The 12811-nt window shown below is 64.2% G+C and carries 12 protein-coding genes; 6 read left to right on the top strand and 6 right to left on the bottom strand.

The window, feature by feature from the left end:
* Window positions 1-7 precede the first annotated feature (7 nt).
* A complete protein-coding gene (locus IVB46_RS34750; RefSeq protein WP_247308149.1) occupies window positions 8-1141 on the bottom strand; it encodes a nitronate monooxygenase in 1134 nt (377 codons plus the stop codon).
* Window positions 1142-1396: 255 nt separating this feature from the next.
* On the opposite strand from IVB46_RS34750, the gene IVB46_RS34755 reads away from it, so the two are divergent.
* Both IVB46_RS34755 and yghU read left to right on the top strand, forming a co-directional pair.
* Window positions 1397-3055: an NAD(P)/FAD-dependent oxidoreductase gene (locus IVB46_RS34755; protein ID WP_247308153.1), complete on the top strand. Its 1659-nt coding sequence runs from the start codon at window positions 1397-1399 to the stop codon at window positions 3053-3055.
* Window positions 3056-3239: 184 nt separating this feature from the next.
* Window positions 3240-4121: a glutathione-dependent disulfide-bond oxidoreductase gene (gene yghU, locus IVB46_RS34760; RefSeq protein ID WP_247308156.1), complete on the top strand. Its 882-nt coding sequence runs from the start codon at window positions 3240-3242 to the stop codon at window positions 4119-4121.
* A gap of 173 nt (window positions 4122-4294) precedes the next feature.
* Here the strand turns inward: yghU and IVB46_RS34765 are convergent, their stop codons facing one another.
* From IVB46_RS34765 to IVB46_RS34780, 4 genes are all read right to left on the bottom strand, one after another.
* Window positions 4295-4912 carry a flavin reductase family protein gene (locus tag IVB46_RS34765; RefSeq protein WP_028146895.1) on the bottom strand — a complete coding sequence of 206 codons (618 nt, stop codon included), beginning with the start codon at window positions 4910-4912 and terminating at the stop codon, window positions 4295-4297.
* 186 nt (window positions 4913-5098) lie between these two features.
* The gene (locus IVB46_RS34770) at window positions 5099-6376 is read right to left on the bottom strand and encodes an acyl-CoA dehydrogenase family protein (RefSeq protein WP_028146896.1); all 1278 of its coding nucleotides are present in this window, start codon (window positions 6374-6376) and stop codon (window positions 5099-5101) included.
* A 316-nt stretch (window positions 6377-6692) separates the two neighbouring features.
* Window positions 6693-7073 carry a VOC family protein gene (locus IVB46_RS34775; protein WP_247308159.1) on the bottom strand — a complete coding sequence of 127 codons (381 nt, stop codon included), beginning with the start codon at window positions 7071-7073 and terminating at the stop codon, window positions 6693-6695.
* A gap of 109 nt (window positions 7074-7182) precedes the next feature.
* A complete protein-coding gene (locus IVB46_RS34780) occupies window positions 7183-7962 on the bottom strand; it encodes an SDR family oxidoreductase (RefSeq protein WP_247344569.1) in 780 nt (259 codons plus the stop codon).
* 179 nt (window positions 7963-8141) lie between these two features.
* Here IVB46_RS34780 and IVB46_RS34785 point away from each other — a divergent pair, with 179 nt between their 5' ends.
* Genes IVB46_RS34785 through IVB46_RS34795 form a run of 3 tightly spaced genes read left to right on the top strand, consistent with a single transcriptional unit; the run spans window position 8142 to window position 10294 of the window.
* Complete coding sequence (locus IVB46_RS34785; protein WP_247308164.1) at window positions 8142-8930, top strand: enoyl-CoA hydratase/isomerase; 789 nt, start codon at window positions 8142-8144, stop codon at window positions 8928-8930.
* The gene (locus tag IVB46_RS34790; RefSeq protein WP_247308165.1) at window positions 8927-9913 is read left to right on the top strand and encodes a phosphotransferase family protein; all 987 of its coding nucleotides are present in this window, start codon (window positions 8927-8929) and stop codon (window positions 9911-9913) included. Before IVB46_RS34785 ends, IVB46_RS34790 begins: the two co-directional genes overlap by 4 nt.
* A 3-nt stretch (window positions 9914-9916) precedes the next feature.
* Window positions 9917-10294 (top strand): DUF6285 domain-containing protein, encoded by a 378-nt coding sequence (locus tag IVB46_RS34795; RefSeq protein WP_247308166.1) that lies wholly within the window; start codon window positions 9917-9919, stop codon window positions 10292-10294.
* 187 nt (window positions 10295-10481) lie between these two features.
* Here the strand turns inward: IVB46_RS34795 and IVB46_RS34800 are convergent, their stop codons facing one another.
* On the bottom strand, window positions 10482-11261 hold the full coding sequence (locus IVB46_RS34800) for an enoyl-CoA hydratase-related protein (protein ID WP_166351187.1): 780 nt from the start codon (window positions 11259-11261) through the stop codon (window positions 10482-10484).
* A 212-nt stretch (window positions 11262-11473) separates the two neighbouring features.
* Between IVB46_RS34800 and IVB46_RS34805 the strand changes: the two genes are divergently transcribed.
* Window positions 11474-12748, top strand: a complete 1275-nt coding sequence (locus tag IVB46_RS34805; RefSeq protein WP_247308168.1) for an acyl-CoA dehydrogenase family protein — start codon at window positions 11474-11476, stop codon at window positions 12746-12748.
* Window positions 12749-12811: the final 63 nt, after the last annotated feature.

Raw genomic sequence — 12811 nt, forward strand, 5'->3', positions numbered from 1 at the left:
CAGGCAATTACTCCGCCACCAGCGCATTCATGTGTTCGACGGCCTCGGCAAATTCTTCCTTGAACTCCTGCACTACCGCGCCCGCCGACTTCACGCTGTCGATCAGGCCGACGCCCTGGCCGACGAAATAGCTGACGAGGTCGCGCGCTTTGGCGTTGCCGCTCGCCGCCGCGCGGTCGATCGCGTTGAAGGCGTCGCGGCTGATGACGCTTTGCAGCGGCATCGGCAGCGCGCCGGGGCTTTCCGGCGCGCGGTCCCAGGCATCGGTCCAGACCGAGCGGAGCTGGCGTGCCGGCTTGCCGGTGCGCCCCTTCGAACGGATCGCGTCGCGCGAGGACGCCGCGATCATCTTCTCGCGGAAGATCTCCGTGGTCTCGGCCTCGACGGTGGCGAGCCACACCGAGCCGGTCCAGGCGCCGGCCGCGCCCATCGCCATGCAGGCGGCCATCTGCCGTCCCGTCATGATGCCGCCGGCCGCGAGCACCGGCACGTCGCGGATGTTCTTGATCGCCTTGATCACCTCCGGCACCAGCACCAGGGTGGAGACCTCGCCGCAATGGCCGCCGGCCTCGGTGCCCTGCACCACGAGAATGTCGACGCCGGCCGCGACCTGGCGCAGTGCATGTTCCTTGGCGCCGACGAGGGCGGCAACCGGCACGCCGTGCTTCCTGCCCATCTCGATCATCGCCTTCGGCGGCACGCCCAGCGCGTTGGCGATCAATCGGATCGGATGGTTGAAGGAGACCTCGAGCAGCTGAAGTGCGGTCTTCGCGTCGAACGGTTGCGGCTGGTTGTCGGCCACATCACTTGTCGTCAACTCGATGTCGTATTTCTTCAGGAGGTCGCGCGTGTAGGCGCGGTGCTCCTGCGGCACGCGCGCCTCCAGGCTCTTCCAGGTGACGTCCTTCTCACCCGCGGTCGAGATGTTTTCGGGGATCAGGACGTCGATGCCGTAGGGCTTGCCGTCGACATGCTCGTCGATCCATTTCAGCTCGCGTTCGAGCGTGTCGGGCGTGTGCACGGTGGCCCCCAACACGCCAAAGCCGCCGGCACGGCTGACGGCGGCAACGACGTCGCGGCAATGGCTGAAGGCGAGCAGCGGGAACTCGATGCCCAGCATGTCGCAGATCGGCGATTTCATGGCTCTCTCCCGGCAGCCGTCGCGTTGCTGTTGTTGCTTTGCTTGAGCGAAGGCGCTTCGAAGCTAGCCCATCGTCGTCAACGATGCCAATCCGGATTTGGCCGCGCATCTTGCGTGCAGACGCCACGCGGCGGATGAGCCATTCCGCTGCACAAAATAAACAGACCAGAGCCCGCCGATTTGCCTCTTGCGCTTTTGTGGGTCTGTGAGAATGCTGGCGCAAACAAAGAGAAAACAGCGAGGGAGCGCCAACCGATGTCGCAAGCGCAAGCGAGTCCGGCTCGAACCGTGAAGGCCTACGACGTGGTCATTGTCGGCGCGGGCTTTGCCGGCATGTACATGCTGCACCGCCTGCGCGGTCTTGGCTTCTCTGCACGCGTCTATGAGCAGGGTGGTGGCGTCGGCGGCACCTGGTACTGGAATCGCTATCCCGGCGCGCGCTGCGATGTCGAGAGCATGCAGTATTCCTACTCGTTCTCGGAAGAGCTTCAGCAGGAGTGGGACTGGAGCGAGCGCTATGCGCCGCAGTCGGAGATCCTGAAATACGCCAACCACGTTGCCGATCGTTTTGACCTTCGCCGCGACATCCAGTTCGACACCCGCGTCGAGCGCGCGGCGTTCGACGCGGGCGCGAAGTGCTGGTCGGTGACGACGTCGGACGGCCAGACGGTCGAGGCGCAGTTCATCGTGCTCGCGACCGGCTGCCTCTCGAACGCGCGCAAGCCCGACATCAAGGGCCTCGAGAGCTTCAAGGGACCTGTCTACCACACCGGCAGCTGGCCGCATGGACCGGTCGATTTTACCGGTCAGCGCGTCGGCCTCATCGGGACCGGTTCATCGGGTATCCAGTCGGCCCCCATCATTGCCGAGCAGGCAAGACATCTCACCGTTTTTCAGCGCACGGCGAATTTTTCGATTCCTGCGCGCAACGCCGCGCTGACCGACGAAGAACGCAACAATTTCCGCAAGACCTATCCGGAGATCCGCCGCTTCGCCCGCGAAGTCGCACGCAACGGCATTTTCGCCGAGCAGCCCGATCGCGGTGCGCTCGACGACAGCGACGAGACCAGGAATGGCAAATATTCGGCGCGCTGGGAGCGCGGCGGGCTCACCTTCATGTATGTCTACAACAATCTCGGCCTCGAGCGATCCGCGAACGACACCGCGGCGAGCTTCGTGCGTGGCAAGATCGCCGAGATCGTGAAGGACCCCGAAACCGCGAAGCTGCTGCAGCCGAACAGCCATCCGATCGGCACCAAGCGCATCTGCATCGATACGGATTATTTCGCGACCTTCAACCGGCCGAACGTCTCGCTGGTCGATATCAAGACCAATCCGATCGAGGAGATCACCGCGAATGCCGTGCGTGTCGCAGGCAAGGACCACGAGGTCGACGCGCTGGTGATGGCGACGGGCTTCGACGCCATGACCGGCTCGGTCGCGAAGATCGACATCAGTGGCCGTGGTGGGCAGACGCTGAACCAAAAATGGGAGGAGGGGCCGAAGACCTATCTCGGGCTGATGAGCGCGGGCTTTCCGAACCTCTTCATCATCACCGGCCCCGGCAGTCCGTCGGTGCTCTCGAACATGATCGTCTCGATCGAGCAGCATGTCGATTGGATCACCGATTGCCTCGTCCACATGCGCAGGCAGGGTGTTGCCACCATGGAGGCAAGCGGGGAGGCCGAGGACAAGTGGGTCGCCCATGTCAACGAGGTCGCCCACGGCACGCTCTATCCGCAGGCCAATTCCTGGTACATGGGCGCCAACATTCCAGGCAAGCCGCGCATCTTCATGCCCTATATCGGCGGTGTCGGTGTCTACCGCCGGATCTGCGACGAGGTCGCGGCGAAGGGATATGAGGGGTTTTTGCTGGGGCGGGCCGAGCGGGGGCTGACGGCGGCCGCGTCCTGAACCTGGCTCTTTCCGATCGTTATTCCCGGGGGGCGCGGAGCGGCGGGCGCGGAACGAGGGCGGGGAAGTGGCCTGCCATGACGAAACGTAGAGTTGCCCCGCCCGGCAATGCATTTCTGCGCCCTTGCCATCGGCCATTCGCGGGCTAATTAATGCAGGCGCATCTTTTCGCCGGAGCCCCCGCATGACCGACGCCCCCGCCTACGTGCCGCCCAAAGTCTGGACCTGGAACAAGGAGAACGGCGGGCAGTTCGCCAGCATCAACCGCCCCATTGCCGGCGCGACCCACGACAAGGAGCTGCCGGTCGGCAAGCATCCCTTCCAGCTCTATTCGCTGGCGACGCCGAACGGCGTGAAGGTCACGGTGATGCTGGAGGAACTGCTGGCGCTCGGCCACAAGGGCGCTGAATACGATGCCTGGCTGATCAGGATCGGCAATGGCGACCAGTTCGGCAGCGGCTTTGTCGACATCAACCCGAACTCGAAAATTCCCGCGCTGGTGGACCGCTCCGGTCCCGAGCCGATCCGGGTGTTCGAATCCGGCTCGATCCTGGTCTACCTCGCCGAGAAGTTCGGCGCCTTCCTGCCGAAGGACATCAAGAGCCGCACCGAAGCGATGTCCTGGCTGTTCTGGCAGATGGGCAGCGCGCCCTATCTCGGCGGCGGTTTTGGTCACTTCTACGCCTACGCGCCGACCAAGATCGAATACGCCATCGACCGCTTTGCGATGGAGGTCAAGCGCCAGCTCGACGTGCTCGATCGGCGCCTTGCCGACAACGAGTACCTCGCGGGCAATGAGTACACCATCGCCGACATCGCTGTGTGGCCCTGGTACGGCGCGCTCGCCAAGGGGCTGGTCTATGGCGCCGGCGAATTCCTGTCGGTGCAGGACTACAAGCACGTGCAGCGCTGGACCGACCAGATCGCCAAGCGCCCGGCCGTCAAGCGCGGCCGCATGGTCAACCGCGTCTCCGGCGATCCCGCCAGCCAGCTCCACGAGCGCCACGACGCCGGCGATTTCGACACCAAGACCCAGGACAAGATCGGCGAGCCGGCGGCGACGTAAACGGTGCTCGCTTCATCTCGCCCCGCTTGCGGGGAGAGGTCGAATTCGATCGAAGATCGAATTCGGGTGAGGGGGACTCTCCGCGAGTCCAACTCACACTGTTTTCTCGGAAGCAGCCCCTCACCCCAGCCCTCTCCCCGTAAGAACGGGGCGAGGGAGCGCGATGGCGCGGCCTACTTCCCCTTCGCCCCTTCCGCCGCCGGGAACACCACGCGATCATCCGTGCGGCAGTAGCGGTCGGCGAACATGCGGCCGATCGGGTGATAGCGGTCCATGTGCACCCGCATCGCCTTGTCGTCCCACAGCTCGTCGCGGATATGGAAGTGGATGCCTTCGCCCATGATCAGCCGGCGATCGTCGTTGACGTCGATCATCTTCCAGAGCTTGCACTCCATCGCCCAGGGCGTGTCGGCGAGCCGCGGGACGGCGATCTTCGCCGACGGTGCGAGCTTCAGCCCGAGATAGTCAGGCTCGCCCACTTCAGGGGGAAAATCTCCGCTGCTCTCGTGCATGGCCTTCGCCAGCGGCTCGTCGGCGAGGTTGACCACGAACTCGCCGGTGCGCTGGATGTTGAGAAACGTGTCCTTGTCCTGACCGTTGGGCTTGCGGTTCGCCGCGAACATGCACAGCGGCGGATCTTCGCAGAAGGCGTTGAAGAAGCTGAACGGCGCGGCGTTGACGACACCGGTCGGACCGACCGAGGTCACCCACGCGATCGGCCGTGGCAGGATGAAGGACGTCAGCACCTTGTAGCGCTCGCGTGGCGTCAGGTCGCTGGCGGCGTATTCCATGGTGGCTCCGTGGTGAGGGGAGGCTTGCTTTCTTCACCTCGCCCCGCTTGCGGGAGAGGTCGAATTCGATCGCAGATCGAATTCGGGTGAAGGGGAGTCTCCGCGAGTCCGACTGTCGCCGTCCTTGCGGAGACTCCGCCTCACCCTGACCCTCTCCCCGCAAGCGGGGAGAGGGGAAAGGGAGGGTTACGCCATGCTCAGCTCGTGGCGTCCCACCACCATCCAGTGCACCTCGTCCGGACCGTCGGCGAAGCGCAGATGGCGCACGTCCTGGTACATCTCGGCAAGCGGGGTCCAGTGCGAGATGCCGGTGGCACCGTGCATCTGGATCGACTGGTCGATGATCTTGCAGGCGCGCTCCGGCACCATGGCCTTGACCATGGAGACCCAGACGCGGGCCTCCTTGTTGCCGAGCACGTCCATGGCCTTGGCGGCCTTCAGCACCATCAGCCGCATCGCCTCGATCTCGCAGCGCGCCTGCGCGATGATCTGCATGTTGCCGCCGAGATGGGCAATCTTCTTGCCGAAGGCCTCACGGGTGAGGCCACGCTGCACCATCAGATCAAGCGCCTTCTCGGCCTTGCCGATGGTGCGCATGCAGTGATGGATGCGGCCCGGGCCGAGGCGGAGCTGCGAGATCTCGAAGCCGCGGCCTTCGCCGAGCAGCATGTTCTCCTTGGGCACACGGACGTTGTTGAAGCGCATGTGCATGTGGCCGCGCGGGGCGTGGTCCTGGCCGAACACGTACATGGGCCCGAGCACCTCGACGCCGGGCGTATCGCGCGGCACCAGGATCTGCGACTGCTGCTTGCTCGGCGCCGCATCCGGATTGGTCTTCACCATCACGATGAGGATCTTGCAGCGGGGATCGCCGACGCCGGAGATGTAATATTTCTCGCCGTTGATGACCCATTCGTCGCCGACGAGCTTTGCGGTCGTCGAAATGTTCTTGGCGTCGGAGGAGGCGACGTTCGGCTCGGTCATGACATAGGCCGAGCGGATCTCGCCGTTCATCAGCGGCTTCAGCCACTTCTCCTTCTGCTCCTTGGTGCCGACGCGCTCGAGCACCTCCATGTTGCCGGTGTCCGGCGCGGAGCAGTTCATCGTCTCGGAGGCCAACGGACTCTTGCCGAGCTCGGAGGCGATATAGGCGTAGTCGAGATTCTTCAGGCCCTGGCCGGTTTCGTCATCGGGCAGGAAGAAGTTCCAGAGGCCTTCCTTCTTGGCCTTGTTCTTGGCGACCTCGAGCACCTCGAGCTGCTTCGGGGTGAAGCTCCAGCGATCCTCTTTGCCTTCGCCGGCCTTGGCGAACTCGATCGACATCGGCTCGACGGTGTCGCGGATGAATTTCCTGACGTGATCATAGAGCGGCCGGACCTGGTCCGACATGCGGAGATCGTTGAGCTCGTCGCCGGGATTGAGGGTGTAGTTGGTGGTGCGGGGTATGTAGGCGTGCTTTGTCATTGTTCCTCCCGGGGTCACTGAGATCGCGTTGGGCCGCAGAATAGTCGCAGCGCGGCCAAAGCGCGAGCGCGCATTTTTTCAGGCGACCCATGCCATGCGATGGAATATCGCGAGGGCGTTTGAAATGTTGTTTGAATGGCGCCGAAGGCTCGGTGTACGCGCGCCACATTTCTCCGCTGTCATCGCCCGCGAAGGCGGGCGATCCAGTACTCCGTGACGGTGGTGATTGAATCGAGAAGCCACAGCGTACTGGATTCCCCGCTCCAGTGCGCAATTGCGCACAAGGCGGGGCATGACAGCGGTAGATGTGGCTGGCCTAGTTCGCCATCCGATGCATCGCGCAAATCTTGTTGCCGTCGAGATCGCGCAAATAAGCGATGTAAAGCTTGTTCCCTGCGCCCTCGCGGATGCCGGGCGGATTCTCGATCGGCGTTCCGCCGGCGGTGACACCGGCGGCGTGCCACTTGTCGACCTGCTCAGGCGAGTTGGCGGCAAAGCCGATGGTGCCGCCATTCGCACACGTAGCGGCCTCGCCGTTGATCGGCTTCGTCACCGAGAACACGCCGGTCTTGGTGATGTAGAAGATGCGATGGCCGTCAACCCTGGCCGGGCGCACCTCGAGCGTGCCGAGCAGGTTGTCGTAAAAAGCCTTGGCCTTGTCGAGATCGTTGGTGCCGATCATGATGTGTGAGAACATTTGCCCATTCCCCTCAGAGTTTGTAGCCCGGATGGAGCGCAGCGAAATCCGGGTCTTGCTTGCTTTTGAAAGTCCCGGATTACGCTTCGCTCCATCCGGGCTACGAGATTCAAAACGCCGTATAGCCGCCGTCGATCACGAACGTATCCGCGGTGTGATACGACGACGCCTTGCTCATCAGATACACCGCGATGCCGCCGAAATCGCTGGCCTCGCCGAAGCGCCGCATCGGAATGCGCGGCATCACATTGGCGACGAACTTCTCGTTGGCCATGATGCCCGCGGTCATGTCGCTCTTGATCCAGCCGGGCAGGATCGCGTTCGCGGTGACGCCGTGACGCGCCAGCTCGACGCCGAGCGCGCGCACCAGCGCGTTGATCGCGGCCTTGGTCGCGGCATAATGCTCATTGCGCGCAGTGCCGAAGATCGAGGCGAGGCTCGATGTCGCGACCAGCCGGCCGAAGGGATCGCCGGCATTGGCGCGCTCGGTCATGTGTTTTGCGGCGGCCTGGAATGCGTGGAACACGCCGTCCAGATTGGTCGCAAACATCGTGCGCCACTCTTCCTCGGTGCGCTCGATGAAGGAGCGCCGGCCGCCGCCGCCGATGCCGGCATTGGCAAAGCAGCCGTCGACCCGGCCGAAAACGTCGAGTGTCGCCTTCATTGCGGCATTGACCGAAGCCGGATCGGTGACGTCGCGGACGCGGGTGTCGACCTTGCCGGAGAGGCCCGTCATGCTCGCGGCAGCAGCCTTGTTCTTGTCAGGATTGCGGCCCCAGATCGAGACGCTGCAGCCTTGGCCGGCGAGCGCCTGTGCGATGCCGAGCCCGATACCGCCATTGCCGCCGGTGATCACGGCGACGCGGCCGGTAAGGTCGAAAAGGTTCATGGCGCGTTTCCTGTTTTTGGCACGGGCGCGCGCCAGCCTGTGCGCGCAAGATTGTGCGATACGACGACAAGGTATGTTCGGACCACCATGGACAAGGCCGCGACAAAAATCAAATATGCGCCCCGGCAAAACTAATTCCGGTCTGCGAAACATTGCTAGTACCAACTGACGAGGAAACAATGCAGTTCAAACACGTCACGCTCGATTTCGATGGCTCGGTCGCGATCCTCCGGCTCGACCATCAGGAGGTGATGAACGCGGTCTCCATGGACATGCTGGGCGGCCTCTCCGATGCGCTCGACGCGATCGAGGAGAAGAAAGGCGAGGTGCGCTGCGTGGTGCTGACTGGCGCGGGGCGGGCGTTCTGCACCGGTGCGAATCTGCAAGGGCGCAACAACCAGTCGAAGAAGACCAAGGCCGGCCTGACGCTGGAGACCGGCTTTCATCCCTTCCTGCGCCGCATCCGCAATCTGCACTGCCCGATCGTGACCGCGGTCAACGGCCCGGCGGCCGGCGCCGGCATGAGCTTCGCACTGCTCGGCGACATGATTTTGTGTGCGCGATCCTCTTACTTTCTTCAAGCGTTCCGTCGCATCGGCTTGGTGCCGGATTGCGGCTCGACCTGGCTGCTGCCGCGCCTGATCGGCCGGGCGCGCTCGATCGAATTGTCGCTGATGGGTGAGCGGCTGCCGGCCGAGAAGGCGCTGGAATGGGGCCTCGTCAACCGCGTCTATGACGACGGCGTGCTGATGGAGGAGGCGATGAAGCTCGCGCGCGATCTCGCCAGCGGCCCGACGGTCGCGCTGTCGCTGATCCGCAAGCTCTACTGGGACAGCCCCGAAAATTCCTTCGAGGATCAGCTCAATCTCGAATTCCAGTGCCAGCTGCGTGCCGGCGACACGGACGATTTCCGCGAAGGCGTTGGCGCGTTCCTGGAGAAGCGCCCGGCGCAGTTCAAAGGCAAATGATCGAGGCCGAGCTCTCCCGAAGCGTCGTGCGCTGGTGCGAAGGGGCGACTGGCGTCACCGGCGCGGCAAAACTGTCCGGCGGCGCCAGCCAGGAAACCTGGCGCTTCGACATCGAGCATCCCGATGGGTCGATCGGCGCGATCCTGCGCCGCTCGCCGAAGGGCTATGGCGCCGCGCCGACGCGGGCGGCGGGCCTCGCCGCCGAAGCGCAGTTGATGCAGCTTGCCTATGAGGCCGGCGTGCCGTCGCCGCGCGTCATGCATGTGCTGACGCCGGACGAGAATCTCGGCACCGGCTTCATCATGCAGCGGGTCGAGGGCGAGACCATCGCCCGCAAGATTCTTCGCGATGATGAGTACGCGGCGGCGCGGCCGCGTCTCGCGCGGCAGATCGGCGGCGTGCTCGCCGGCCTGCACAAACTGCCGCAGGACAAGCTGCCCGAGCTGCGCAGCCGGTCCGCGACCCAGGAGATCGGCGAGTTCGAGCGCGACTATCGCAGCCTGAACTGGCCCAAGCCCGTGTTCGAGCTGGCGCTGCGCTGGCTGCGCGACCATGATCCGGGGCCGTCGGCCGAGACCACGTTGGTGCACGGCGATTTCCGCAACGGCAACCTCATCATCGGTGCCGACGGCGTCCGCGCCGTGCTCGACTGGGAGCTCGCCCATCTCGGCGATCCCATGGAGGATCTCGGCTGGGTCTGCGTCAATTCCTGGCGTTTCGGTGAGATCGACAAGCCGGTCGGCGGTTTTGGCACACGCGAGGAATTGTTCGCCGGCTATGAGGCCGCGGGCCGCAAATGTGATCCTGCGCGCGTCAAATTCTGGGAAGTGATGGGCACACTGCGCTGGGGCATCATGTGCGGCGGCATGATGCAGCGGTTTCGCGAGGGGCCTGACCATTCGATGGAACGCGCCATGATCGGCCGCCGCGCCAGCGAGACCGAGATCGATCTGTTGCGGCTGCTGGCGCCGCGCGGGAGCTGACACATGCAGGACGAACCAACACCGACCGAGCTGACCAAGGCGGTCGCCGATTTCCTCCGCAACGACATCACGCCGCTGATCTCCGGCCATCAGGCCTTCAAGCTGCGCGTCGCCGTCAACATCCTCGACCTCGTCACGCGGCAGCTGACGCAGGAGGAGGGGAGCGACGCGAAGGAGGTTGAGCGGTTGCGCACGCTGCTCGGCATGGACGGCTCAGTCACCGATCTCAACCGCGCGCTCGCCGAGCGCATCGCCAACGGTGAGGTTGATCTGGCAACGCCGGGGCTCGCCGAGCATCTCTGGCAGACCACGATGGATAAGCTCGCGGTCGACCAGCCGAACTATGCCTCATACAAGCGGGAGCTGGGGCGAGGCGGGTAGACGGTGCCATATTCTCCGCTGTCATCGCCCGCCTAGTGCGCAATTGCGCACAGGGGCGGGCGATCCAGTATTCCAGAGATGGCAGTGAGATACGTTGAAGCCGCGGCGTACTGGATGCCCCGGTCAAGCCGGGGCATGACACCTGTGGTGTTGGGGCATCCGTCGTCGTGACGAGGAGAGCGGCGCTCTACTTCCCCACCCATTTCGGCGGCCGCTTCTCCGAGAACGCCTTCGGGCCCTCGATGTAATCCTGCGAGGCCACCATCGCCTTCACCGCCGGATATTCGCGCTGCTCCTCGATCGCCTGCTCCAGCGACACGGCGAGGCCCTTCTGAATGGTCTGCTTCGACGCCCGGATCGACATCGGCGAGTTCTTGGTGATCATCTCCGCCCAGCGCAGCGCGCCCGACAGGGCCTCGCCCTGCGGCACCACCTCGTTGACGAAGCCGAGCTCGTGGCCCTCCTTGGCGCTGACATGGCGCGCGGTGAGGATCATGCCCATGGCGCGCTTCAGCCCGATCTGGCGCGGCAGGCGATGGAGGCCGCCGGCGAGCGCGGCAAGGCCGACGCGCGGCTCGGGCAGGGCGAAGGTCGCATTCTCGGACGCGATGATCAGGTCGCAGGCGAGCGCGATCTCGAAGCCCCCGCCCATGGCGACGCCATTGACCGCGGCGATGATCGGCTTGTCGCAATCGAATCGCGAGGTGAGGCCGGCGAAGCCGCCCTTGTCCCAGCCGCGCTTGCCGCCCGCCGCCTGCCACTTCAGATCGTTGCCGGCGCAGAACGCCTTGTCGCCGGCGCCGGTGACGACCGCGACCCACTGCTCGGGATCGGCGGAGAAATCGTCGAACACCTTGTTGAGCTCGAAATGCGCATCGATGTGCAGCGCGTTGTAGACCTCGGGCCGCGACAGCGTGATGATCGTGATTGGCCCCTTGCGTTCCACCTTTGAGAATTTCAGATCCATCGCGCGCTCCCGCATTTTCTCGTAAAGGAATATTGCGGACATACTAGCGCGCGTCAGCGCCGCGACACCATCGAATTGCGCGGGCGCGCCTTGCGCCTGTCACGCGCCTTGCCTTGCTTGACTTGCGCGCGCACTTCTCACCTTAATCGCGCGAAGCGAAAAGCGCGGTAGCGCCTTAACGCAAAACAACAAAATCAATCCGGGAGAGAGCCGTGGATTTCTCATTGCCTGCCGATCTCGTCGCCTATCTCGGAGAGCTCGATCGCTTCATCGAACGCGAGATCAAGCCGCTCGAACAAGCCGACGACAACATCCGCTTCTTCGACCATCGCCGCGAATGGGCGCGCACCGATTTCGACAATGGCGGCCTGCCGCGCCATGAATGGGAAGCGCTGCTGCGCAAAGCCAAGGATCTCGCGGACGCCGCCGGCCATCTGCGCTTTCCGGTGCCGAAGCAATATGGCGGCAAGGACGGCTCCAACCTCTGGATGGCCGTGATCCGCGAGCACTTTGCCGCCAAGGGTCTCGGCCTGCACAACGATCTCCAGAACGAGCACTCCATCGTCGGCAATTTCCCTGTCGTCACCATGCTCGATCGCTATGGCCGCGACGACCAGAAGGCGATGATCGACGGCTCGATCAAAGGCAAGTACCGCATCACCTTTGGATTGACGGAGCCGCATCACGGCTCGGACGCGACGCACATGGAGACGCGCGCGGTGCCCGCGACCCGCGACAACGTCACGGGCTGGATCATCAACGGCGAGAAGATGTGGACGACCGGCATGCACGTCGCCACCCACTGCGCGTTGTTCGCGCGCACCTCGGGCAATGACGGCGATGCGCGCGGCATCACCTGCTTCCTGGTGCCGGCCAAGAGCCATGGCGTGAAGGTCGAGGAGTACATGTGGACCTTCAACATGCCGACCGACCATCCCCGCGTCAGTTTTACGGACGTGTTCGTGCCGGAGGACGCGCTGTTCGGCGAAGTCGGCCGCGGCCTGTCGCTGGCGCAGTGCTTTGTCCACCAGAACCGCATCCGCCAGGCGGCAAGCTCGCTCGGCGCTGCCGTCTACTGCATCAACGAGAGTGTGAAATACGCGCGCGAGCGAAAGCCGTTCGGCAAGGCGCTCGCCGAGAACCAGGCGATCCAGTTCCCGCTGGTCGAGCTCGCGACCCAAGCCGAGATGCTGCGCCTGTTGATCCGCAAGACGGCCTGGGAGATGGACCAGCTCAATGAGGAGCAGATCGAGCGCACGCTCTCCGACCGCGTCTCCATGTGCAACTACTGGGCAAACCGCCTCTGCTGCGAATCCGCCGACCGTGCCATGCAGGTCCACGGCGGCATGGGCTATTCACGCCACAAGCCGTTCGAGCACATCTACCGCCACCACCGCCGCTATCGCATCACGGAGGGCAGCGAGGAGATCCAGATGCGCAAGGTGGCGGGGTTCCTGTTCGGGTATATGGGGCCGGGGAAGCATTGAGGCGCACAGCTATCGTAGGGTGGGCAAAGCGAAAGCGTGCCCACCACCTCTGTTGCAAACGTG

The sequence above is a fragment of the Bradyrhizobium sp. 61 genome, assembly GCF_023073075.1.
GTDB classification, from domain to species: Bacteria; Pseudomonadota; Alphaproteobacteria; order Rhizobiales; family Xanthobacteraceae; genus Bradyrhizobium; species Bradyrhizobium barranii.